At 66.7% G+C, this 24,089-nt stretch carries 16 protein-coding genes; 11 read left to right on the forward strand and 5 right to left on the reverse strand.

The genetic code is table 11. The features are described 5' to 3' along the window. Positions 1-22: 22 nt before the first annotated feature. Genes glgX through treY form a run of 4 tightly spaced genes read left to right on the forward strand, consistent with a single transcriptional unit; the run spans position 23 to position 8,152 of the window. A complete protein-coding gene (glgX, locus tag ACFE77_RS05690; RefSeq protein ID WP_375420661.1) occupies positions 23-2,131 on the forward strand; it encodes a glycogen debranching protein GlgX in 2,109 nt (702 codons plus the stop codon). Next, positions 2,131-3,831, forward strand: a complete 1,701-nt coding sequence (treZ, locus tag ACFE77_RS05695; protein WP_375420662.1) for a malto-oligosyltrehalose trehalohydrolase — start codon at positions 2,131-2,133, stop codon at positions 3,829-3,831. Before glgX ends, treZ begins: the two co-directional genes overlap by 1 nt. Continuing rightward, a complete protein-coding gene (malQ, locus tag ACFE77_RS05700) occupies positions 3,828-5,777 on the forward strand; it encodes a 4-alpha-glucanotransferase (RefSeq protein ID WP_375420663.1) in 1,950 nt (649 codons plus the stop codon). The genes treZ and malQ overlap by 4 nt, the downstream gene beginning before the upstream one ends. After that, positions 5,774-8,152: a malto-oligosyltrehalose synthase gene (gene treY / locus ACFE77_RS05705; RefSeq protein ID WP_375420664.1), complete on the forward strand. Its 2,379-nt coding sequence runs from the start codon at positions 5,774-5,776 to the stop codon at positions 8,150-8,152. Before malQ ends, treY begins: the two co-directional genes overlap by 4 nt. Positions 8,153-8,291: 139 nt before the next feature. On the opposite strand, the gene ACFE77_RS05710 is transcribed toward treY, so the two are convergent. Genes ACFE77_RS05710 through ACFE77_RS05725 form a run of 4 tightly spaced genes read right to left on the reverse strand, consistent with a single transcriptional unit; the run spans position 8,292 to position 13,360 of the window. Beyond that, positions 8,292-9,872 (reverse strand): alpha-N-arabinofuranosidase, encoded by a 1,581-nt coding sequence (locus ACFE77_RS05710; protein WP_375420665.1) that lies wholly within the window; start codon positions 9,870-9,872, stop codon positions 8,292-8,294. Further along, positions 9,865-10,797: a Gfo/Idh/MocA family protein gene (locus tag ACFE77_RS05715; protein ID WP_375420666.1), complete on the reverse strand. Its 933-nt coding sequence runs from the start codon at positions 10,795-10,797 to the stop codon at positions 9,865-9,867. Before ACFE77_RS05715 ends, ACFE77_RS05710 begins: the two co-directional genes overlap by 8 nt. Then, on the reverse strand, positions 10,794-11,786 hold the full coding sequence (gene araD1, locus ACFE77_RS05720) for an AraD1 family protein (RefSeq protein ID WP_375420667.1): 993 nt from the start codon (positions 11,784-11,786) through the stop codon (positions 10,794-10,796). The genes ACFE77_RS05715 and araD1 overlap by 4 nt, the downstream gene beginning before the upstream one ends. A 56-nt stretch (positions 11,787-11,842) precedes the next feature. Continuing rightward, positions 11,843-13,360 carry an aldehyde dehydrogenase (NADP(+)) gene (locus ACFE77_RS05725; protein WP_375420668.1) on the reverse strand — a complete coding sequence of 506 codons (1,518 nt, stop codon included), beginning with the start codon at positions 13,358-13,360 and terminating at the stop codon, positions 11,843-11,845. A gap of 118 nt (positions 13,361-13,478) precedes the next feature. Here ACFE77_RS05725 and ACFE77_RS05730 point away from each other — a divergent pair, with 118 nt between their 5' ends. After that, on the forward strand, positions 13,479-14,237 hold the full coding sequence (locus tag ACFE77_RS05730) for a FadR/GntR family transcriptional regulator (RefSeq protein WP_375420690.1): 759 nt from the start codon (positions 13,479-13,481) through the stop codon (positions 14,235-14,237). A gap of 42 nt (positions 14,238-14,279) precedes the next feature. Here the strand turns inward: ACFE77_RS05730 and ACFE77_RS05735 are convergent, their stop codons facing one another. Further along, the gene (locus ACFE77_RS05735; RefSeq protein WP_375420691.1) at positions 14,280-15,581 is read right to left on the reverse strand and encodes a sugar MFS transporter; all 1,302 of its coding nucleotides are present in this window, start codon (positions 15,579-15,581) and stop codon (positions 14,280-14,282) included. A gap of 162 nt (positions 15,582-15,743) precedes the next feature. Here ACFE77_RS05735 and ACFE77_RS05740 point away from each other — a divergent pair, with 162 nt between their 5' ends. The 6 genes from ACFE77_RS05740 (at position 15,744) to ACFE77_RS05765 (ending at position 24,049) form a co-directional block, all read left to right on the forward strand. After that, positions 15,744-16,892, forward strand: a complete 1,149-nt coding sequence (locus ACFE77_RS05740) for an aldose epimerase family protein (protein WP_375420669.1) — start codon at positions 15,744-15,746, stop codon at positions 16,890-16,892. 16 nt (positions 16,893-16,908) lie between these two features. Beyond that, entirely contained in the window at positions 16,909-18,711 is a 1,803-nt protein-coding gene (locus ACFE77_RS05745; RefSeq protein WP_375420670.1) for an IlvD/Edd family dehydratase, read from the forward strand. Between the two features lie 154 nt (positions 18,712-18,865). Beyond that, entirely contained in the window at positions 18,866-19,558 is a 693-nt protein-coding gene (locus tag ACFE77_RS05750; RefSeq protein ID WP_375420671.1) for a TonB-dependent receptor plug domain-containing protein, read from the forward strand. After that, positions 19,489-21,549: a TonB-dependent receptor gene (locus tag ACFE77_RS05755; RefSeq protein WP_375420672.1), complete on the forward strand. Its 2,061-nt coding sequence runs from the start codon at positions 19,489-19,491 to the stop codon at positions 21,547-21,549. The genes ACFE77_RS05750 and ACFE77_RS05755 overlap by 70 nt, the downstream gene beginning before the upstream one ends. Before the next feature lie 15 nt (positions 21,550-21,564). After that, complete coding sequence (locus ACFE77_RS05760; RefSeq protein ID WP_375420673.1) at positions 21,565-22,596, forward strand: arabinan endo-1,5-alpha-L-arabinosidase; 1,032 nt, start codon at positions 21,565-21,567, stop codon at positions 22,594-22,596. Positions 22,597-22,627: 31 nt separating this feature from the next. Then, entirely contained in the window at positions 22,628-24,049 is a 1,422-nt protein-coding gene (locus ACFE77_RS05765) for a family 43 glycosylhydrolase (protein WP_375420674.1), read from the forward strand. Positions 24,050-24,089: the final 40 nt, after the last annotated feature.

A 24,089-nucleotide genomic window follows, 5' to 3' on the forward strand; every position in this document is an offset into this window, starting at 1 on the left:
TACCTGAACGATAGGAACCTACGTGACCTCGCTTCCCGATACGCTCGAGGCGGGATCGCCCTATCCTTTAGGTGCCACCTTCGACGGCGACGGCATCAACTTCGCGGTGTTTTCCGCCAACGCCGAGAAGATGGAGCTGTGCCTGTTCGATCCGTCGGGCCGGCGCGAACTGAAGCGGCTGGCGCTACCCGAATGGACCGACGAGGTCTGGCACGGCTACCTTCCCGATGTCGGGCCGGGGCTGCTATATGGCTACCGCGCGCACGGGCCTTATGCGCCCGAGCGCGGGCATCGCTTCAATCCCAACAAGCTGCTGCTCGATCCTTACGCGCGCAAGCTGTCGGGCGAGATCCGCTGGACCGACGCGCTGCATGGCTATCGGATCGGATCGGCCAAGGAGGATCTGAGCTTCGACCGTCGGGATAGTGCGGCGGCGATGCCGAAGGCGGTGGTGGTCGACGATCATTTCGACTGGTCGCGCGACATCCGCCCGAACACGCCGTGGTCGGAAACGGTGATCTACGAGGCGCATGTGAAGGGGCTGACCAAGCTGATGGAGCTGGTGCCCGCCCGCGAACGCGGCAGCTATGCGGCGCTCGGCCATCCCGCGGTGATCGCGCATCTGAGGCGGATCGGCGTCACCGCGATCGAACTGATGCCAATCCAGGCCTTCACCCAGGACCGATTCCTGAAGGAGAAGGGGCTGAGCAATTACTGGGGCTACAATACGCTCGCCTTCTTCACTCCCGAAGCGCGCTACCTGGCGGGGCACAGCCAGAACGAACTGCGCCGCGCGGTGCGGCGGCTGCATTCGGCGGGGATCGAGGTAATCCTCGACGTTGTCTATAATCACAGCTGCGAGGGATCGGAGCGCGGCCCGACGCTGTCATGGCGCGGACTCGACAATGCTACCTATTACCGGCTGGTCGAGGGTGACGAACGCTATGCGATCAACGACACGGGGACCGGCAACACCTTCGACCTGACCAAGGCGCGGGTGATCCAGATGGTCGCGGATTCGCTGCGCTATTGGGCGACCAGCTTCGGGATCGACGGGTTCCGCTTCGATCTGGGGCTGACGCTCGGGCGCGAGCGCGAGGGGTTCGATCCGGGGGCGGCGTTCTTCGACGTGCTGCGGCAGGATCCGGTACTCGGGCGGCTGAAGCTGATCACGGAACCGTGGGATATCGGGCCGGGCGGTTACCAGCTCGGCAATTTCGCACCAGGCTTTGCCGAATGGAACGACAAGTACCGCGACACGGTGCGCAAGTTCTGGCGCGGCGACGCCGGCCAGCGACCCGATCTGGCGGCGCGGCTGTCGGGATCGGGCGACCTGTTCGACCGACGCGCGCGGCGCCCCTGGGCGAGCGTCAACATCATCGCCGCGCATGACGGCTACACGCTGGCCGACACCGTGATGTACGAGGAGCGTCACAACGCCGCGAATGGCGAGGACAACGCCGACGGTCACTCCGAAAATTACTCGCGCAATTGGGGGGCGGAAGGACCGACCGACGATCCCGACATCGCGGCGGCGCGCGGACGCGTGATGCGCTCGATGCTTACCACGCTACTGACGTCGCTCGGCACGCCGATGCTGGTCGCGGGGGACGAGTTCGGACGGACCCAGCAGGGCAACAACAATGCCTATTGCCAGGATAACGAGATCAGCTGGCTGGACTGGGCTGCCGCGGAGAGTGCGGACGGGCAGACACTGATCGACTTCACTGCGCGACTGACCGCGCTGAGGAAGCAGTACGCGGTGCTGCGATCGAACGCCTATTTCTATGGCGACCAGCAGCAAGTCGACGGCGTCAACGACATCGAATGGTTCGACGAACGCGGCGAGACTTTGATGCCTGACGATTGGCAAAATCCGGAAGGTCGTGCGCTGCAGATGCGGCGCGCGCGCAAGGCGGCGGACGGTAGCCTCGAAATGGTCTCGCTGCTGCTCAACGGATCGGAGGACCCAATCGAGTTCGCGCTGCGCGGGCCCACCGGCACGCGGACGCTGCTGATCGACAGCGCGGACGCTGGCATTGGCGAGGGCGAGATCGGCGAGAGCTATGTAGTGGCGCCGCAGGGAGCGGCGCTGATCGCATGGCAGCTCGACGCGGAAGATGTCGGCTGATGCGCTGGGGCGCTAGCATCATTGCGGCGGGTCGCACCCGGTTCGCGCTGTGGGCGCCGGATCGCGCGGCGGTGACGCTGGTGATCGACGGGCGTGAACCGCTGCCGATGACCGCGCAGGACGACGGCTGGTTTGCGATCGAAACCGATGCGCCGGCGGGCACGCGCTACCTGTTCCGGGTCGCGGAGGCGGTCGACGTGCCCGATCCGGCATCGCGCGCGCAATCGGGCGGTGTCCATGGCTGGAGCGTCGTGGTCGATCCGACGACGTTCCGCTGGCGGAGCGACTGGCGGGGACGTCTATGGAGCGAGCATGTGATCCAGGAGATCCATGTCGGCGTGCTCGGCGGCTTTCGCGGCGTCATCGCACAGCTTCCGGCGATCGCGGACCTCGGCGTGACCGCAATCGAGCTGATGCCGGTCGCGGCGTTCGGGGGCGAGCGGGGCTGGGGCTATGACGGCGTGCTGCCCTATGCGCCGGCAGAGGCGTATGGGACGCCCGACGATCTGCGCGCGCTCGTCGATGCCGCGCATGGCGTCGGGCTGTCGGTGCTGCTGGACGTGGTCTACAATCATTTCGGGCCGGACGGTAATTACCTCGGCGGCTATGCCAGCGGCTTCTTCCACACCGATGTCGCGACGCCGTGGGGAGGGGCAGTCGCGGTCGATCAGCCCGCGGTTGCGCGCTACTTCATCGACAATGCGCTGATGTGGTTAGAGGATTACCGGGTCGACGGGCTGCGCTTCGACGCGGTGCATGCGATCGGCGACGACGCCTTTCTCGACACAATGGCCGAAGAGATCCGCGCGCGTTGCGGCGATCGGCCTGTTCATCTGGTGCTGGAAAACGAGCATAACGATGCCGACCGGATCGGCGGTGGCCGCTATGATGCGCAATGGAACGACGATTTCCACAACGTTCTCCACGTGCTGCTGACCGGAGAGACCAGCGCCTATTACGGCGATTTCGCGGAACGGCCGGCGGAGCGGCTGGCGCGATGCCTGGGCGAGGGGTTCATCTATCAGGGCGAGGCATCGCCCAACGGCGGGGGCGCCGCGCGCGGCAAGCCGAGCGGGCATCTGCCGCCGACCGCGTTCGTCTCGTTCCTCCAGAACCACGACCAGATCGGCAACCGCGCCCTCGGCGAGCGGCTGACGATCCTCGCGGATCAGGCCAAGCTGCGCGCGGCGACCGCATTGTTGCTGCTGTGCCCGCAGATCCCGCTGATCTTCATGGGCGACGAGAGCGGCAGCGATACGCCGTTCCTGTTCTTCACCGACTTCCACGACGAACTCGCCGACGCGGTTCGCGAAGGTCGCCGTCGCGAGTTCGCGAAGTTCGCGGCGTTCGCCGATGAGGCCGCGCGCGCGGCGATCCCCGATCCCAATGCGCGCTCGACGTTCGGCGCATCGCGTCCGCAGCCGGGCCCGGCGGCGGCCGAATGGCGAGAGCTTTACCGGCGGCTGCTGGCGGCACGGCGGACGGAGATCGTGCCGCGGCTCGCGGGGGCAAGAGCGCTGGGTGCGCAGGTCGTCGGCGACAAGGCCTTCGTGGCGCGCTGGGCGATGGGCGACGACCGGGTGCTGACGTTGTTGTTCAACATCGGCGACGACGCAGTCGAGCTTCCCGAGCAGAGCGCACCCTTCTTTGCGGTGGGCGAGCCCGGCGGCTCGGCTAGCCTCGCGGCCTGGCTGGTATGATCGGGTCATTCGATGAGCTCGTCGCGGCTGCCGGTTTATCCGCCGAGTGGGAGGATGCCGGTAGCGTCGCGCAGAGGGTGAGCCGATCGTCGCTGCTGGCGATCCTCGACGCGTTGGGGCTGCCCGCCGATGACGACCGCTGCATCGCGGGGAGCCTGGCGCGGCTTCGCGAGGAGGCGGACGCGGCCCGCTACGCTTCGGGCGAGGTCGGTCGCGCGGTGACGCTGCCCGCGGGCATCGCAGCTGGACGGGCCGAGTTGGTGCTGGAGAATGGCGCCCGGATGGCGGTGAACCTGGCGGCGCGGGGAGGTGACGTCGTACTGCCCCCGGTCGCCGAGCCCGGCTACCATCTGCTCGAGACTGCGGCGGGCACGGTCGAGCTGACGATCGCGCCGCCCCGATGCTGGCAGCTGCCCGTAGGCAGGCATTGGGGCGCGGCGGTGCAGATCCCGGCGCTGCAGGGATCGGCGCCGACTCATTACGGCGACTTCGGCACGCTGGCGGAGACTGCGCGCGCGTTCGGGGAGCGCGGTGCGGCGGCGTTGGCGATCAATCCGGTGCATGCCTTGTTCCCGGCGGATGCAACGCGCTTCAGCCCCTATGCCCCTTCGACGCGGCTGTTCCGGAACGTCGTGCTGGCGGATGTCGCGGGCGCTGGTCCTGACGATACGGCGCCGCTGATCGATTGGGCTTCGGCGATCCCCGCGCGGATGAATGCATTGCGTCAGGCGTTCGCGGCGGATGGCGAGCAGGAGGCGCTGGCGGCGTTTCGACGCGAGGGTGGCGCGGCGCTGGAGCGGCATGCCGTATTCGATGCGCTCAATGCACACTTCTTGGCCGCAACTGGGGCGCGTGGCTGGCAGGAGTGGCCGAGCGCCTTTCATGATTCCGATGGCAGTGCGGTGGCTGCATTCGCGGCGGCGCATGCAGGCGAGGTCGCGTTCTACGCCTATCTGCAGATGCGGGCGGATCGCGGCCTTGCGGCGGCGCAGGCGGCTGCGGTCGCGTCGGGCATGGCGATCGGCCTGATCGCGGATCTCGCGGTGGGCGTCGATCCGGGCGGCAGCCAGGCTTGGAGCGGGCGCGGCGATCTGATCACGGGCCTATCGATCGGGGCGCCGCCCGATCCGCTCGGGCCGACCGGGCAAAATTGGGGCATCACTGCGTTGTCGCCGGTTGCGCTGCGCCGCACGGGGTTCTCGGCGTTCAAGGCGACCTTGCACGCATCGCTGGGGCATGCGGGCGGTATACGCATCGATCACGCGCTCGGCCTGTCGCGGCTGTGGGTCGTGCCACACGGGGCGCCGGCGGGAGAGGGCGCGTATCTCTCGATGCCGTTCGCTGATCTGCTGCGGATCGTCGCGATCGAATCGCACCGTGCACGCGCGATCGTGATCGGTGAGGATCTCGGCACGGTGCCGCCGGGCTTTCGTGACGTCATGGCGGCGCGCGGGATCTACGGCATGGCGGTGCTGCCGTTCGAACGCGAAGAGGATGTGTTCAAGCCCGCGGCGCGCTGGTCGCCGCAGGCGGTGGCGATGACTGGGACCCACGACACCCCGACGATCGCGGGGTGGTGGCAAGGTCGCGACCTCAACTGGCGCGCGCGGATCGAAGGCTGGCCTGACGCCGCGTTGGTGGATGCGCAGGTCGCACGTGACGCGGAGCGGACCGCGATGTGGCAGGCGATCGGCGCTGGCGAACTGCCGGCGGACCCCGCTGCGGCGGTCGATGCCGCGATCGACTTCGCCGCAACGACGCCGTGTCCGCTGGTGATCGTGCCGATGGAGGATCTGCTCGCGCTCGACGAGCAACCGAACCTGCCCGGCACGACCGACGAACACCCTAATTGGCGACGGCGCATGCCCGGCGAAACCGCGGCGCTGCTCGATGCACCCGATGTCGCCGGGCGGATCGCGCGGCTCAACCGGATCGAGACCGTATGACGCCCCGCGCCACTTATCGGCTGCAGTTCAACGCCGGCTTCACCTTCGACGACGCGCTGAAGATCATGCCCTATCTCGACGCGCTCGGGATTAGCCATGTCTATGCGTCGCCGATCACGGTCGCGCGCAGCGGATCGACGCACGGCTATGATGTCGTCGACCCGACCCGGATCGATCCCGCGCTGGGTGGCGAGCCGGCGTTCAGGCGGCTGGCGGCGGCGCTGCGAGAGCGCGGGATGGGGGTGATCGTCGACATCGTCCCCAATCATATGGGCGTCGCCGGCGGAGAAAACCGCTGGTGGAACGACGTGCTGGCGAAGGGCGCGGACAGCGAGTTCGCCGAGTATTTCGACATCGATTGGCGGCGACCGATCGTGTTGCCGGTGCTCGGCGCCGGGCTCGACGCGGTGATCGCGGCCGGCGACATCGCGGTCGAACAGGGCGATGGCGGGCTCGAGATCGTCGCCTATGGCGAGCACCGCTTTCCGGTGCGGCCTGAGGATCGCGCGATGCCGGGCGACGAGGCGGCGTTGCGCGCGCTGCTCGAGCGCCAGCATTATCGGCTCGCATCCTGGCGGACCGCCAACGACGAGCTGAATTGGCGGCGGTTCTTCACGATCAACGAGTTGGCCGGGCTGCGGGTTGAGGATCCGCAAGTGTTCGAGGCGACCCACGCGCTGGTGCTGCGGCTCTATGCGGAGGGGCTGATCGACGGCGTCCGCATTGATCATGTCGACGGGCTGACCGACCCTGCAGGCTATTGCCGCAAGTTGCGCGCGCGGCTCGATGCGACCGAGCGTGCAGCCGACGCGCCCGCAGGACCGGCCTATCTCGTGGTCGAGAAGATCCTCGGGCCCGACGAGCCGCTCGCCACCGATTGGGGGATCGACGGCACCAGCGGCTACGACTTCATGGAGGAAGTGTCCGCACTGCTCCACGATCCCGCGGGGGAGATGCCGCTGACCGATCACTGGGCGGTGCTGAGCGGGCGTCCGGCGGCGTTCGCAGCGGAGGAGTTGCTGGCGCGGCAGCAATTGCTCGATTGGCAGTTTGCGGGGCAACTGGACGGCTGCGTCGATGCCTTCGCTGCGGCGGTGCCAAAAGCGCAGGGGGTCACGCGGGCGATGCTGCGGCGTGCGATCGAGCGGCTGCTCTGGGTGTTTCCGGTTTATCGCACTTACGGACTTGGCGACACCGCGCCCGCCGCCGATGCCGCGATCCGCGACCGGGTGCGGGAGCGGGTCGCGCCGCATGTGCCGCCGGGCGAGGGTGGCGTGATCGATCTGGCGCTCGGCTTGCTCGGCGGGGCGGGCGGCACGGAAGCGGGGGAGGCGGTGCGGCGGTTCCAGCAATTGTCGGCGCCGATCGCCGCGAAGTCGGTCGAGGATACCGCCTTCTATCGATATGGCCGATTGCTCTCGCGAACCGATGTCGGCTTCGATGCCGAGCGCTTTTCGATGTCGGTCGATGCCTTTGCCGAGGCGATGGCGGAGCGGGCGGCGACGTGGCCGCACGCGATGCTCGCTACCGCGACCCACGACCACAAGCGGGGCGAGGATGTCCGCGCGCGGCTCGCGGTGCTGAGCGAGCGGCCGGCTGCGTGGATCGCGTTCGTGTCGGAGCTGGAAGCGGAGATCGCCGCGTACGGTGCGGATGTCGACGCGGCGGATCGCTACGTGCTGTGGCAAACGCTGGTCGGTAGCTGGCCCGACGGGGCGCCCGACGGCGATTACCTCGCGCGCATCCAGGCGTGGCAGGAAAAGGCGTTGCGCGAGGCGAAGCTGCGGTCCTCGTGGGAGGCGCCCGACGAGCGTTATGAGGCGGCCTGCAAGGCGCTCGCGGCAATGGTGCTGGTCGAGACGGGAGGCAAGCGCGCGCGGTCGGCAATCGCGCGGTTTGTTGGTGAGATCGCGGCGGCGGCGATGGCCAACAGCCTGGTCCAGGTGGCGCTGCGCTACACCGTTCCAGGGGTGCCCGACCTTTATCAGGGTACGGAGGCGCTGGACCTCAGCCTGGTCGATCCGGACAATCGGCGGCCGGTCGACTATGCGGCGCGGGCAATGAGCCTGGCCGATGGGAGCGATCCGAAGCAGGCGCTGATCGCGTCGCTGCTGGCTCTACGTCGCATGGAGCCTCGGCTGTTCGCGGAGGGCGGCTTCGTGCGTGCCGATGTTTCGGGGCCGCTTGCGGATCGCATCCTTGCGTTCAGCCGGGTTCGGGAAGGGAGCCGGCTCGACGTTGCGGTGGCGCTGCGGGGAGCGTCCTTGCGTGAGGAGCTTGCGGAGACTGCGATCGTGTTCGACGGCGGTCGGAGGCTCGACGCTACCATATTGCGGGAAAGCGCCGTTTGGTTTGCGATGAATAGGGGCTCTTGAGCGCCGCCTAAGAATTTCTCGACTTCGCTCGAAACGAACGGGGGAGGGGCGATCTTCTACAACCCCATTCGTTTCGAGCGCAGTGAAGAAATTCCTCGCCAAGATGGGGGAGAGCGTGTGCCGCTCTCCCCCGCCAGCTTCACTTGACCGCGAGCATCACCACCGACTTCGGCGGCAGCGTCACCGTGAGCGTGGTGCCCGTCAGCTGAGCGCCGTCGAACCGCGCCGGGGCCACGGCGTTGGGTGTGGCGAACGAGTTCAGCGAATTGACGGCCGGTGCGGTCAGGACGCGTCCCGACACCGTCGCACCCGCCGCCAGCCCGGCGACGTTGGTCGACACCGTCGTGGCACGCTTCGGGTCGAGGTTGGCTAGGCCGACATGGATCGCGCCATCCTTGCCGCGCACCGCCGACGCGCTGACCGCGGGCATCACCCAGCCGTCCTTGTTGTACCACGGCGACTTGAGCTGGATCGGCAGCACGGTGCCGTCCTGGTACGGCTTGTACATCTCGAAGACGTGATAGGTTGGCGTCAGGACCATCTTCGGCCCGTCGGTGAAGATCATCGCCTGGAGCACGTTCACCATCTGCGCGATCGCGGTCATTTTCACCCGGTCCGCGTGCTTGGCGAAAATGTTGAGGTTGACCGCCGCGACCATCGCGTCGCGCAGCGTGTTCTGCTGGCGCAGGAAGCCGGGGTTGGTGCCGGGATCGCCGGCGTACCAGGTGCCCCATTCGTCGACCGCGAGGAATATCTTCTTCTGCGGATCGACCTTGTCCATCACCGCGCTGTGGCGGGTGATGAGATCGTCCATGCGCAGCGTCTCGGCGAGGACCTGCGCCCAGCCGGCTTCGTCGAATTCGGTCGCCGAGGCGCGCGGCGGCCAGCCGCCGGGCACGGTGTAGAAGTGGAGCGACAGCGCATCGACCTGACCCGATGCCTCGCGCATCATCGTCTCGGTCCATTTCAGGTCGTCGTTGTTCGCGCCGCTGGCGATCTTCAGTATCCGCGTATTCGCGGGCGCCTTGATGAAGGTCGCGTAGCGGCGGGTGACGTCAGCGGCATATTCGGCGCGCATGTTGCCGCCGCAGCCCCACAGCTCGTTGCCGATGCCGAAATAGGGCAGCGCCCACGGTGCCTTGCGGCCATTGCGTGCGCGTTGGTCGGCGAGGCTACCGGCGGGCGCAGTGATGTATTCCACCCACTCCGCCATTTCCTGCGGCGTGCCGTTGCCTACGTTGCCCGAGATATAGACTTCGGCGCCGATTTGTTCGGCCATGTCCATGAATTCATGGGTGCCGACGGTGTTGGGTTCGGTGACGCCGCCCCAATGCGTGTTGATCTTCACCGGGCGCTTAGCGCGCGCGCCAATGCCTTCCCGCCAGTGATATTCGTCGGCGAAGCAGCCGCCGGGCCAGCGGACCACCGGCACCCCCAGCGCCTTCAGCGCGCCGACGACATCGTTGCGAACGCCGCGGGTGTTGGGGATCTTGGAATTGTTGCCAACCCACAGGCCGCCATAGATGCCGGTGCCGAGATGCTCGGCGAACTGCGTGAAGATACGGCGATCATAGACCGGGCCGGGCTTGTCGGCCTGGATCGTCAGCTCCGCCGGTGCCGCGGTCTGCTGCACCCCGGTCTGCGCGGGCGCGATCGCGGCGCTGGTCAGCGCGAGCGCGGCGACCAGGCGCCGGATGGAGCGGAACGGGGACTTATTCATCGAAGGTCTCCACGGATTGACGGTGGCCGCGCAGGAATGCGTCGGCGACTAGTTGCAGGGGACGTACATCGACATCGCTGCGACGCTCGCGGACCAGCGTGGCGAAGCGCGCGTAGAGACCAGGATATTCCTCATCCTGCGCGTGCTGCTCGCCATCAGGAAGGGTCAGCACCGCGCCGCCCTTTGCGAGAGCGAGCGTGCCGGCGTCGGTTTCGACCGTGATGTCCCAGCTTTGCGGGCCGGTCTGGCGCCAATCGAGGTCCATCGTGATCGTAACGCCATCGGTGTCGCGGAAACCGAGATCGGCGGCGATCGGTGCGGCGCGGTTCGCGGGCGTGAACAGCGTCGCTGTTTGCAAGAAGAACGGGCGCGGCAGGATGCGCGTGACGATCGACAGCGCGTTGATGCCGGGATCGAACACGCCGAGCCCGCCCGCTTCCCAGATCCACGCCTGTCCGGGATGCCAGACGCGGACGTCCTCGCGCCAGACGATCGCGGCGCTGCGGATCTTGCGATCGGCGAGCCACACGCGCGCGGGTTCGACCCCCGCGGCATAGCGCGAGTGCCAGCTGGCGAACAGCGTCGCGCCGCTCGCCTCGGCTTCGGCGACCAGCGCGGCGACTTCGGACAGCGTCGCACCGGGCGGCTTTTCGAGGAACACATGGGTGCCGCGCGCGAGCGATTGGGCGGCGAGGTCGTAGCGGACCTGCGGCGGGGTGCAAAGCGCGACCGCGTCGACCGCCACGTCGCTGGCGAACAGCGCGTCGAGCGTCTTGAAATGCGGTGTTTCGGCGAAGCCCGGATGGTTGGGGCTTACCGTCGCGGCGAGCGTGAAGTCCGGGTTTGCGGCGATCGCTGGCAGGTGCTGGTCGACCGCGATCTTGCCGACGCCGACGATGGCGATGCGGCTGGGGGCGGCGGTCACAGCGTGCGCACCGAGACGGGCGCGACGGCGGCGCGGGCGAGCGGGTTGCGCAGCGGCAGGGTGAAGGGCGCTGCCTCGATCTCGAACACGTCGCCTGGTTGCGTTCTGATGCCGTCGCTGAACGACAGCGTCGCGGTGCCGAAGAAATGGACGTGGATGTCGCCAGGGCGCCTGAACAGGTCGTATTTGAAGTGATGCGCCTCCAGGTTGGCGAGGCTGTGCGACATGTTCGCCTCGCCGCTGAGGAACGGCTTTTCCCAGAGCAGCGCGCCGTCGCGGTGGATCCGGCTGGCGCCGGCGATATGCTCGGGCGGAGTGCCGACCAGCAGTTCGGGGCCGAGTGCCGCCGGGCGCAGCTTGGAATGCGCGAGCCAGAGGTAATTGTGGCGCTCGGTCACGTGATCGCTGAATTCGTTCGCCAGGCACAGGCCGAGGCGGAACGGCGTGCCGTCGGGGCCGATCAGGTAGATGCCGGCAAGCTCGGGCTCCTCGCCGCCGTCCTGCGCGAAGTCGGGCATCGTCAGCGGATCGCCGGGGCCGACGAGGCAAGAGCCGTCGCCCTTGTAGAACCATTCGGGCTGCTGCCCCGTCTGACCGGCCGCAGGCTTGCCGCCCTCGACGCCTTCGAGGAACATCCGCATCGAATCGGTCTGGGTCGCCGCGGCAGCCGCATCGCGGTGCATCTTGTCGCGGCCCTCGGCGGAGCCGAGATGGGTGAGCCCGGTGCCCGTCATGACGAGATGGGCCGGGTCGTCATGATCGATCGGCGCGATCAAGTGACCCGCCACCATCTCCGCCACGAGATCGACCTGCTCGCCGCTGCCGCACGCGGCGACCGCGGTCGCGAGATCGGAGCCTGCAGCGATCGCGCGCTCGGCAAGGACGCGGACGCTGGCGACGCCCGGAACGATCCGGGCGTCGCCGTCATTAGCTGCGATCACCGATCGCGTGCCGCCGGCGCTGCGATGCTGCAATAGGCGCAGGGTCATCCATCTCTCTCCCCGATAACGCCGTCCTGCGACGGTCGTCGGTCATTACGTCAGCGTTAGTTGGTCGCGACCCCGTCGATCAGGCTCGGCAGGCCGCTGTCGTCGTGCAGCACGGTGGGCAGCAAGGCGGTGCCGAGGTTCTGGTAGGACACTGGGCGCAGGAAGCGATCGATCGCAAGGCTGCCGACCGAGGTGGTCCGTGCGTCCGACGTGGCGGGGAAGGGGCCGCCATGCACCATCGCGTGTGCGACCTCGACCCCGGTGGGCCAGCCATTGGCCAGGATCCGCCCGGCCTTGCGCTCCAGCACCGGGACCAACCGGGTGGCGAGCGCGGTGTCGTCGTCGTCCATGTGCAGCGTCGCGGTCAGCTGTCCCTCGGCAGCGGCGAGCACCGCCACCATTTCATCCTCGTCGCGGCAACGGACGAGGAGCGAGGAGGCGCCGAACACTTCGTGACCGAGTGCTTCGTCCGAGAGGAACTGGGTGGCGGTAGTCGAGAAGAACGCCGCCTGGCCGTGGGTGACGCCTTCGCCGACCTGGCCGCGGGCGATCGTCTCGACCGCGTCGTGCGATGCAAGCGCCGCCGTGGCTTGCTCATAGGCGGCGTGGATGCCGCTGGTGAGCATCGGTGAGGCGGCGGCGTTGGCCAGCGCCTCGCCGGCTGCCTGAACGAAGGTGTCGAGACCGTCGCCTTCGATCGCGAGGACGAGCCCGGGATTGGTGCAGAACTGGCCCGCGCCCATCGTCAGCGATCCGACGAACGCCGCGCCGAGCGCGGCGGCGCGCGCCTTCAACGCGTGGGGCATCAGGACGACCGGGTTGATGCTCGACATCTCGGCATAGACCGGGATCGGCACCGGGCGTGACTGGGCGAGCTTGACCAAGGCCAAACCGCCGCCGCGCGATCCGGTGAAGCCGACCGCAGCGATGCGCGGGTCCTGGACCAGCGCGGTGCCGAGCTCGATGCCGGGGCCGACGAGATGCCCGAACACGCCGTCGGGCAGGCCGCAGGCGGTGACCGCGCGGCGGATCGCGTCGGCGACCAGCGCGCCGGTCTCGGGGTGCGCGGGATGGCCCTTCACCACGACGGGCGCACCCGCCGCGAGTGCCGAGGCGGTGTCGCCGCCGGCGGTCGAGAAGGCGAGCGGGAAGTTGGACGCGCCGAACACTGCGACCGGGCCGAGCGGGATCATCCGCAGCCGGAGATCGGGACGCGGCAGCGGCGCGCGGTCGGGCAGGGCGGGATCGATCCGGATGCCCATCCAGGCGCCGCGGCGGACGACACCGGCGAACAGCTTGAGTTGGCCCACGGTGCGACCGCGCTCGCCTTCGAGCCGGGCGCGCGGCAGGCCGCTTTCGCGCATCGCGGTCTCGATCAGAACGTCGCCGATCGCGACGATCTCATCACCGATCCGCTCGAGAAAGGCGGCACGCGCCTCGCGATCGGTCTCGCGATAGATATCGAATGCTGCTTCCGCGGCAGCGCAGGCGGCGTCGACGTCGGCCGGGCCGTGGCTGGAGGATCGATCGGTCGAGGCGGCGCGCTCGATCACTTCGCTTTGGTTGTCGCTCATCGCTGCTGCTCCATTTGTTACTCGGACATATGGCCCGGGAATGCGCTTGGCAATCTTTGTCGTTCCACGATCGCCGATCGCCTGATACCAAATCGCCGGGGAGATCCAGTTGGCCGACATCATATCCGATCCGATCGCCGAGGCCGAGCCGGAAAAGGTCGCGGGCGTCCGCGTCCCGCGCGGCACCGGGCGGCGGCTACATGGTGCGATCGCGCACAAACTCGGCGTCGCCATCCTGTCGGGCGAATACATGCCGGGCGACGTGCTGTCAGGCGAGGTCGCGTTTTCGGAAGCGCTTGACGTCTCGCGCAGCGCCTATCGCGAGGCGGTACAGGTGCTGACCGCGAAGGGGCTGGTCGAAAGCCGACCCAAGGCGGGCACGCGGGTGTTGCCGCGCAATCGATGGAATCTGCTCGATCCCGACGTGCTTGCCTGGGCGTTTGCGGGCGAGCCCGACATCCAGTTCGTGCGCGGCCTGTTCGAGCTGCGCGCCATCGTCGAGCCCGCCGCCGCGGCGCTGGCGGCGGAGCGTCGCGATCGCGCGGACCTCAAGACGATGAAGGACGCGCTCGCGGCGATGACCCGCTACACGCTGGCGAGCGAGCCCGGACGCGCCGCCGATCGCGACTTCCACGATGCGATCCTGCGCGCGACCCGCAACGATGCGCTGGTGGTGCTGAGCGCGAGCATCGGCGCAGCGGTGAGCTGGACCACGCAGTTCAAGCAGCGCCAGCGCGCCTTGCCGCGCAACCCGATTCCCGATCACCGCCGCGTGTTCGACGCGATCGTCGCGGGCGATTCGCCCGGCGCGAGCGAGGCGATGCGGGTGCTGGTCGACATGGCGCTGGACGACACCCGCGCGGCGATGGTGGCGTAGAACCGCGGCGAGGAGCGGGGGCCCGAAGGCCCCCGCGGTAAGTCACTCGGCTAGATCGACTACCTGCGGCGGCGGCAGCGGGTCGGTCACCTTGGCACCCCACAGCGCGTAGAACAGGATGTAGAGTTCGCACACCGCGGTCAGCAGGAACGAGGTCTGCAGGCCATAGGCGTCCGCAATCCAGCCCTGCACCACGACCAGCGCACCGCCGGCGATCGCCATGATCAGCAAGCCCGAGCCTTCCTCGGTCAGCGGGCCGAGGCCCTTGATGCCGAGCGTGAAGATCGTCGGGAACATGATCGAGTGGAACAGCCCGACCAGGATCAGCGACCACATCGCGAGCGGCCCATCGGAGAGGACGGTGACGATCATGACGATGAAGGCGCCGATCGAAAAGGCGGCCAGCACCTTTTCCGCAGGTATCTTCTGCATGATCGCGGAGCCGGCGAAGCGGCCGATCATCATCCCGCCCCACAGAAAGGTCAGGTAGCGGCCGGCCTGCTCGTTGGTCAGGTTGGCAATGTTGGGCTGGCTGACGAAATTGACGAAGAGATTAGCGACGCCGATCTCGGCAATCAGGTAGATGAAGATGGCGGGGATGCCGAAGACGAGGTTGCGATGCTTCCACAGGCTGTGGTGGCGGCGCTCCTCCTTCGCCATCCGGCTGGTCGCCTGACCCATCGCGGGGAGCGGAAAGCGCGCGATCACGATCGCGAGCACGACCAGCACGATCGCGACGAGCACATAGGGGAGGACCACCGACTGCGCGTCGGCGAGGCGTTCGGCTTCGGTCAGCACCGTGCCGACTTCGGAAGTGCCACCCTTCGACCGGCCGAGGATCAGGTACGCACCGAACAGCGGCGCCAGCATCGTACCCGCGGAGTTGAGCGCCTGGACGAGATTGAGCCGCGACGACGCGGTCGCCGCCGGGCCGACCACCGCGACATAGGGGTTGGCCGCGACTTGCAGCAGGGTGATGCCGCTGGCGATAACGAACAGCATGACGAGCGTCACCCCATAGGAGGGGAGCGTCGCCGCGAGGACCATGCCGAGCGCGCCGACGGCCATGATCAGCAGCCCGATCACCAGCGATTTCTGGTAGCCGATTCGTTCGATCAGCTTGGCCGACGGGATCGATGCGAAGAAATAGGCGATGAACCACACGCTTTCGATCAGCGTCGTCTGCGTATAGTTCAGCTCGAACACGCTTTTCAGATGCGGCAACAGCGTGTTGTTGATGACAGTGATGAAGCCCCACATGAAAAACAGGCTTGCGAGCAACGTCAGCGCGGATCGATAGTTGGTCCCGGTGACGCCCGGCGGATCAGCCGCATCTGTCGGCATCTGGATCGGCGTGGCCATGCTTAACCCTCTTCCTTCTGGGAGCCCGTGTCGGAGCGAAAAGCGTGGCCGCCCGGCTTGCCCTGATTGATCTTGTCAGACTATAAATACCGCAAGGGCGCGTCAACGGCGCCGATGCGAAAGAACTCTACAGGAGCGGACCCAATGCGCGCGAGAAGAAATTACGGTTCGTTGACGGCAATAGCCGCGGTTCTGCTGCTGGCACCGGCCACTGCGCACGCCGCCGACGCTGCGCGGAGCGTCGCGGGGACGCTGAAGGACGGCACCTCGGTGGAGGCGATCACGCTCAGCAACGCGCGCGGGGTGACGGCGCGGATCCTGGCTTACGGCGCGACTTTGCAGTCGCTGCGCGGCCCCGATCGCGCCGGCAAGATCGCCGACGTCGTCCTCGGCTACGACGATCTCGCCTCCTATGTCGATCATCCCAACTATTTCGGGGTGACGGTCGGCCGCTATGCCAACCGCATCGGCGGTGGCAAGTTCATGCTCGACGACAAGACGTATCAGCTGCCGCTAAACGACAAGACCAATTCGCTGCACGGCGGCGGCAAGGCGTTCGACAAGACGGTCTGGAAGATCGTATCGATCAAGAGCGGCCCGCAGGCGAGCGTGGTGCTGAGCCACCGCAGCCCCGATGGCGACGCCGGCTACCCGGGCAACCTCGATGTCACGGTGACCTATTCGCTCGACGACAAGGGCGATCTCGGCATCGCATTCGACGCGAAGACCGACAAGCCGACGATCGTCAACATGACGAACCACGCGATCTTTGATCTGGGCGGCGAGGGGTCACCGATGGGCGCGACCGGGCATTTGCTAACGATCCCGGCGCGCGCGATCACGCCGGTTGATGCACGGCTGGTGCCGACCGGGCAGTTGCAACCCGTAGAAGGCACGGTGTTCGATTTTCGCACGCCGCGGATCGTCGCCCAAGGCATTCGCGACGGCCGCGACCAGCAGATCCGCTACGGCCAGGGCTACGACCATAATTTCGCGCTCGACAAAGGCCTGACCGCGACCCCGCAATTGGCGGCGCGCCTGGAGGATCCTGCATCGGGCCGCGTGCTCGAAGTGCTGTCGACCGAACCGGGGGTGCAGTTCTACACCGGCAACTTCCTCGACGGGACGTTCGTCGGCAAGGGCGGGCATCTCTACCGGATGGGCGACGGCATCGCGCTCGAGCCGCAGAAATTCCCGGATGCGCCCAATAAGCCGAACTTCGTGTCGGCACGGGTCGATCCGGGCAAGCCCTATCACCATGTAATGATCTACCGCCTCTCAACCGCTCGCTGACGGACACCCTCCCCCCATGACCGACACACCGATCGACACACCGAAGCTGCGCTCGCGCGCCTGGTTCGACAACCCTGCGAACATCGACATGACCGCGCTTTATCTGGAGCGGTATCTGAATTTCGGGCTGAGCCTGGAGGAGCTGCGTTCGGGCAAGCCGATCATCGGCATCGCGCAGACCGGCAGTGATCTCAGCCCCTGCAACCGCCACCATCTGGTGCTGGCGGAGCGGCTGCGCGAGGGCATCCGCGAGGCGGGGGGCATCGCGCTCGAATTCCCGGTCCATCCGATCCAGGAGACCGGCAAACGCCCGACCGCGGGGCTCGACCGCAACCTCGCCTATCTGGCGCTGGTCGAGGTGCTCTACGGCTATCCGCTCGACGGCGTGGTGCTGACGATCGGCTGCGACAAGACGACGCCGGCGTGTCTGATGGCCGCGGCGACGGTCAACATCCCTGCGATCGCACTGTCGGTCGGGCCAATGCTGAACGGCTGGCACAAGGGCGAGCGCACCGGATCGGGCACGATCGTGTGGAAGGCGCGCGAGCTGCTCGCGACCGGCGCGATCGACGACGAAGGCTTCATCAAGCTGGTGTCGTCGTCGGCACCGTCGACCGGCTATTGCAACACGATGGGCACTGCAACGACGATGAACTCGCTCGCCGAGGCGCTCGGCATGCAGTTGCCCGGATCGGCGGCGATCCCGGCGCCGTACCGCGACCGGCAGGAGGTCGCGTACCATACCGGCAAGCGCATCGTCGACATGGTCGCCGAAGACCTGAAGCCGTCCGACATCCTGACGCGTGAGGCGTTCCTGAACGCGATCGTGGTCAACTCGGCGATCGGCGGATCGACCAACGCGCCGATCCATCTCGCCGCGATCGCACGCCATATCGGCGTCGACCTGCCGATCGACGACTGGCAGAAATACGGCCATCACGTGCCGCTGATGGTCAACCTGCAACCCGCGGGCGAGTATCTCGGCGAGGATTACTACCACGCCGGCGGCGTGCCCGCGGTGGTCGCCGAGCTGATGAAGCAGGGCCTGATTCACGAGGATGCGATCACCGCCAACGGCAAGTCGATCGGTGACAATTGCCGCGACGCTACAATTGAGGACGAGCGCGTGATTCGCCCGTTCGCGACGCCGTTGATCGCGGATGCGGGCTTCATCGTGCTGCGCGGCAATCTGTTCGACAGCGCGATCATGAAGACGAGCGTGATCAGCCCCGATTTCCGCGCGCGCTATCTGTCCAACCCGGACGATCCCGAGGCGTTCGAGGGGCCTGCCGTCGTGTTCGACGGGCCCGAGGATTATCACCACCGCATCGACGATCCCTCGCTCGGCATCACCGATCGCACCTTGCTGTTCATGCGCGGCGCGGGGCCGATCGGCTATCCCGGCGCGGCCGAAGTGGTGAACATGCGCCCGCCCGCCTATCTGATCCGCGAAGGCGTGCAGGCGTTGCCGTGCATCGGCGACGGCCGGCAATCGGGTACGTCGGGATCGCCCTCGATCCTCAACGCCAGCCCCGAAGCCGCCGCGATGGGCGGCCTCGCGCTGATCCGCACCGGCGACCGTGTGCGGATCGATCTCGGCAAGGGCACCGCGGACGTGCTGATCTCGGACGCGGAACTCGCCGAGCGCCGCCGTGCGCTGACCGAGGCTGGCGGCTACGCCTATCCGGCGTCGCAGACCCCATGGCAGGCGATCCAGCGCCAGACTGTAGGCCAACTGTCGACGGGCGCGATCCTCGAGGGGGCGGAGACGTATCAGCGCATTGCGCAGACAATGGGGTTGCCACGCGATAACCATTGATTGCTTGGGTCGTCGGGCGCCTTTCAGGGCTCGACGACTCGATATTTGGCTACAAAACACCCTCTATTTTTCGATTGCCAGCGTACGACCTTCTGTTATTAGTAGGACATAACGCCGCCGACACGAGCGGACGTACTATTAGGGGAGAAGACGTATGAAGACGCTGGCGAGTCATGTCCTGTGTACCGTTTCGGCAATCGCATTGGCGATGGGGTTCGGAGCTGCTGCCTCGGCGCAGACGAGCACCGACGCTACCGCCGCGCCCGATCAGAGCGTGTCACCGGCAGGTACGGTCGCAGCGGTGGGTACCGAACAGGAGCCGATCGCAGACGACATCATCGTCACCGGCGTCCGCGCCAGCCTTCAGGGTGCGCAGACAATCAAACGTAACGCGACTCAGGTCGTCGATTCGATCGTAGCGGAAGATATCGGCAAGCTGCCCGATAACACCGTGTCCGACGCTCTGCAGCGGGTAACGGGCATTCAGGTCTATCGGAACCAGGGCGAGGTCAGTTCCGTGCTCGTGCGAGGTCTGCCCAACGTTCAGTCCCTTATCAACGGCCGAGAGGCGTTCACCGGCGTCGGACGTGGTGTGGCGCTGCAAGATATCCCGGCGGAGCTTGTCGCTGGAGTCGATGTCTACAAGACGACAACGCCCGATCAGATCGAGGGCAGCGTTTCAGGGACGATCGACATCCGTCTGCGTCGACCCTTGGACTTCGATGGCTTCGAGATCGCCGGCGGAGCGCGGACGTTCTACAGCGATAAGCGCGACAAGTGGAGCTACGTGACCAGCGGGTTGGTCAGCAATCGTTGGGAGCGGGCGGCGCCGAGTTCGGGGTGCTGATCGGCGCTTCCTACAACGACCGCAAATATCAGGATCAGACCGCATTCAACTTCGGCTTCAGCCCGCTCAGCCCGACTGATCGTACGTTGGTTCCCGACACCGTTGGCGGGCTCGTCACCGATGGCAACCGCCAGCGGCCGGCGGTGAACATGTCGCTTCAGTTCAAGCCGACCCCGAATCTCGAATTCTATGCTGACGGCCTCTACACGGGCTATCGGCAGGATTACGAGGTGAACTTCTTCGTCGGCCTGCCGAAGGCGGGTGGCGTGACGATCAACGCGCGGCAGAACGGCACCGCCTCCTTGAACGGCGCCGAGTTCCCCGTCGCTGGGACGATCACGACGCGCGACAATTTCACGATCACCAGCAAGCAGGCCTTCAAGCAGAAGACCGACGGCTATCAGGCGAATTTCGGGACACGCTATACGGCGGGGTCGGCGCTGCTTTCTGCCGAAGTGACCTACAACAAGAGCACCGTGCGAAGCCGAGCGCTGATCGTCGACACGTCCTATGTCGTGCCGAGGATCGACTATGACTTCAACGCTGGTGGCACGCCCTCGATCAATCCGAACGGCTTCGACCTGACTGACGGATCGACGCTCGGTCTCCTGACGCTGTTCGACAATCGCGACGCGAGCAACAGCGAGCAATGGGCCGCAAAGGGAGACCTGCTCTACACGTTCGAAAATCCTGCGTTCCTGAAGAATTTCAAGGTCGGTGCTCGCTATGCCCGCCGGACCGGCGACTCCGGTAGCGCCCAAAGCGGCGCGCTCGGTCTGGGCGGAGTACCGACTTCCGGGTTTGCGGGCTCCATCGGCAACGCACCGGACGAGATCATCGGTGGCCGATTGGGTGTCGATAACTTCGCGCTGGCGAGCACCGCATGGATCAACGAGAATGCGGATCGGCTGCGCGCGCTCGCGGGGCGGCCTGCAGGAGAACCAGCCTTCGATCCCAACCGGACATTCTCGTTGGTGGAGACGGTCTACGCCGCCTACGGCCAAGTGGGTTTCGGCACGCAGGACGATGTCTTCGAGGGAACCGCCGGCGTCCGCCTCGTCAACACCGTGACCAACCTCAACGCGGTTCAGGTGAACATCAATCCGCCCGCAGGGACGCCCGCAACGTCACCGATCGAGGGGCGGCGCAATGAACTGAACCTGCTTCCGAGTGCGACACTCAAGTTTCGGCCGATCGACAATATCGTCCTTCGGCTGGTCGCCGGTAAGCAGATCTTCCGGCCACAATTCACCGACCTGAACCCTGCCGTTGCGGTGACCCTGACCGGCGTCACCGGGGGCTCATCCTCCATCGGCACGGGGAACGGCGGAAACGCCAACCTGCGCGCGGTGAAGTCGGACAATTTCGACGCGACCGCCGAGTGGTATTTCTCGAACACCGGTTCCGTCACCGTCGCGGGCTTCTACAAGAAGCTGGACAACTACATTCAGACCACAACGGACTTCGAGGCGGTGCCCGGCTTCCCCGGCAACATCCTGCTGACCCGTCCGCGCAACTCCGCCACGGGCAAGCTGAAGGGTGTGGAGATCGCAGGTACCCAGTTCCTCGATTTCTTACCCGGCCCGCTCAGCGGGTTCGGTGGGCAGGCAAGCTTCACCTATTCCAGCGGCTATCTTAAGAACGATGCAGGCGTGAGGCAGGCGATCACGCCGTTGTCGAAATATTCGTACAATTTGGTCGGGATCTACGAGAAGTACGGGTTCTCGGCGCGGCTCGCGTATAATTGGCGCAGCAGCTATACCGACAGCTTCTCGGGTGCGGTTCCCGGTGGCGCTATTCTCGCCCGGCCTCTAAGCTTCCTCGACTTCTCGGCCAGCTACGCGATCAACGATAAGATCACGCTCACGGTCGATGCGACCAATCTGCTGAACGAGACCTACCACGATTATTTTGGCGCCAGTGGCTTGGCCCCTCGCGACACGCGGGTTTTCGACCGGACGTTCGGTGCCGGGCTTCGCGTGAGGCTCTAGGGGGGGAAGGTTGCCATGGGTATGCGTCATTTGAGTGCAAAGATCCTCGGCGTTGCGCTGATGGTGATGCCCGCCGTCGCATTGGGGCAGGTGCCCACGAATGCTCCTGGATCGGCTGACCGGCTGATGGGCGACCTGTCGCCGGTCCACGATCCCGCAATCATCAAACAGGATGACACCTATTATCTGTTCGTTACCACCAGCAGGGAGGACCAGCCACCCGGGTTGATCCACATCCGCACTTCCAAGGACCTCGTCACCTGGACCAAGATCGGCGCGGTGTTCACGGCGATGCCGGCCTGGGCCAAGCAGGAGATCAAGGGAACGACCGGGCTGTGGGCGCCCGACATCTCCTATGCGAACGGCCAGTACCGGCTGTATTACTCGGTCTCGACCTTCGGCAGCAATCATTCGGCGATCGGCCTGGCGACGACGCCGACGCTCGATCCGGCGGCGCCGGGCTATGGCTGGACCGATCAGGGTCGGGTGATCGTGTCGCCGCGCGGGGGCGATTACAACGCGATCGACCCCAATGCCTTCATCGACGCGGACGGCAAGAACTGGCTGGCGTTCGGCAGCTTCTGGACGGGATTGAAGCTGATCGCGATCGATCCGGCGACGGGCAAGCGGCCCGTGGGTGACGAGAAGGTTCTCGCGATCGCCCAGCGCCGCAATCCCGGCGCGATCGAGGCGCCGTTCCTGATCCGGCACGGCGATTTCTACTATCTGTTCGCCTCCAACGACTTCTGCTGCCGGGGCGCGAACAGCAGCTATTACACCGTGGTCGGCCGATCCAAGGCGGTCACCGGACCCTATGTCGATTACGACGGCAAGCCGATGATGGACGGCTATGCCCAGGTGGTCCTTCACGCGAAACTGGATCCCACCAACCGCTGGCGCGGGCCCGGGCATGTCGCGGTGCTGCACGACGGGCCGCGCGACTATATCGTCTACCACGCCTATGATGCGCGCAATAAGGGCCGGCCGACGCTGCGGATCCAGTTGCTCGGCTGGACCAAGGATGGCTGGCCGGTCGCGCAGCCATGAACGACGTAGCGCGTACCCGACTGGAGAGAAGATGAACGATCCCACATCGCTGACGCGCCGCACCTTCATCGCCGCGACCGGTGTCGCCGCCGCCACGGCCGCGACCGCGCAACGGCGGGGAAGGGGCGTCACGCCCGGCCAGCCGCTAAACCCGGTGGTCCGGCGGCGCGCGGACACGCAGATCTTCCGCCACACCGACGGCAATTACTACATGACCGCGTCGGTGCCCGAATATGACCGCCTGGTGCTGCGCCGGTCGCGGACGCTCGCCGGGCTCGCCACCGCGCGCGAGACGGTGCTGTGGCGGCATCTCGCGAGCGGGCCGCTCTCGGGCTTCATCTGGGCGCCCGAGCTTCACCGTATCGACGGCCGCTGGATCATGTATTTCGCGGCCGGCCCCAGCGGCGGGGGCGAGGACGTGTTCCGCATCCGCACCTATGCGCTGGTCTGTGACGGCCCCGATCCGATGACCGGCCGCTGGAGGCTGCTCGGGCAGCTGACCACGCCCTGGGACAGCTTCACGCTCGATTCGACCTCGTTCGTCCACCGCGGCGTTCGCTACCTGCTATGGGCGCAGAAGGAGCCGGGGATCGACACCAACAGCAACCTCTATCTCGCGCCGCTGAAGACCCCGATCACGCTCGCGGCTGCACCGGCGCGGCTGACGGTGCCGACGCTCGATTGGGAAATCCGCGGGTTCAAGGTCGCCGAAGGCGCAACGGTGCTGCCGCGAAATGGCCGGTTGTTCATGACCTATTCGGCGAGCGCGACCGACGACCGATATTGCCTCGGCCTGCTGACCTGTGCCGACGATGCCGACATCATGCAGCCGTCGAACTGGACCAAGTCGCCCAAGCCCGTGTTCGTCAGCTCGGACGCCACGAGCGTCTACGGCCCCGGCCACAACAGCTTCACCGTCGACGAGCAGGGCCGCGACGTGCTGGTCTATCACGGACGCGACTATAAGGCGATCAAGGGCGACCCGCTGTTCGACCCCAATCGCGACACGCGGATCCAGCGAATCTACTACCGGGCCGACGGTACGCCCGATTTCGGAATTCCGGTCGGCAATGGGCCGCTGCCATACCGCATGGCGCCGGCGGGGCGCTCGGGTGCCTTCCTGCGGCTCCAGGGCGACCGGTTCGTGATCGGCTCGGGGCCGCTCGCGTCGACGCAAATCCGTCAGGTGCCGGGGAAGGGCGGCACTATCGCGTTCGAGCCGATCGAGCGCCGCGGCCAGCGGCTCTGTCACGACGGCGCGGGCCGGGTGGTCCTGGCGCGCGACGACGGCACGCCGGGATTTGCGGCGCGGAGCAGCTTCGTGGCGATCGGGCAGGGCCGTGATCGTCAGGCGTACCGGCTGGTCGGCTCAGGCGGACTACACCTCCAGGCTGCGGGCGACGAGGTCAGGATCGCGCGCGGCATGCAAGGCGCGAGTTTCTTGCTGAGCTGAGGGCGTCACATGGATGGGCGGCCGGTTCACCGCCGGGGTT

Origin of the sequence: uncultured Sphingomonas sp., from assembly GCF_964243315.1 — a bacterium.
Classification (GTDB): Bacteria; Pseudomonadota; Alphaproteobacteria; order Sphingomonadales; family Sphingomonadaceae; genus Sphingomonas.

Coding starts and splice junctions, on each gene's coding strand:
- ACFE77_RS05725 (WP_375420668.1), bottom strand. CDS start 13,360: ATGAGCGACAACCAAAGCGAAGTGATCGAGCGCGCCGCCTCGACCGAT.
- ACFE77_RS05740 (WP_375420669.1), top strand. CDS start 15,744: ATGCGCGCGAGAAGAAATTACGGTTCGTTGACGGCAATAGCCGCGGTT.
- araD1 (WP_375420667.1), bottom strand. CDS start 11,786: ATGACCCTGCGCCTATTGCAGCATCGCAGCGCCGGCGGCACGCGATCG.
- ACFE77_RS05735 (WP_375420691.1), bottom strand. CDS start 15,581: ATGCCGACAGATGCGGCTGATCCGCCGGGCGTCACCGGGACCAACTAT.
- malQ (WP_375420663.1), top strand. CDS start 3,828: ATGATCGGGTCATTCGATGAGCTCGTCGCGGCTGCCGGTTTATCCGCC.
- ACFE77_RS05760 (WP_375420673.1), top strand. CDS start 21,565: ATGGGTATGCGTCATTTGAGTGCAAAGATCCTCGGCGTTGCGCTGATG.
- ACFE77_RS05765 (WP_375420674.1), top strand. CDS start 22,628: ATGAACGATCCCACATCGCTGACGCGCCGCACCTTCATCGCCGCGACC.
- treY (WP_375420664.1), top strand. CDS start 5,774: ATGACGCCCCGCGCCACTTATCGGCTGCAGTTCAACGCCGGCTTCACC.
- ACFE77_RS05745 (WP_375420670.1), top strand. CDS start 16,909: ATGACCGACACACCGATCGACACACCGAAGCTGCGCTCGCGCGCCTGG.
- ACFE77_RS05750 (WP_375420671.1), top strand. CDS start 18,866: ATGAAGACGCTGGCGAGTCATGTCCTGTGTACCGTTTCGGCAATCGCA.
- ACFE77_RS05710 (WP_375420665.1), bottom strand. CDS start 9,872: ATGAATAAGTCCCCGTTCCGCTCCATCCGGCGCCTGGTCGCCGCGCTC.
- treZ (WP_375420662.1), top strand. CDS start 2,131: ATGCGCTGGGGCGCTAGCATCATTGCGGCGGGTCGCACCCGGTTCGCG.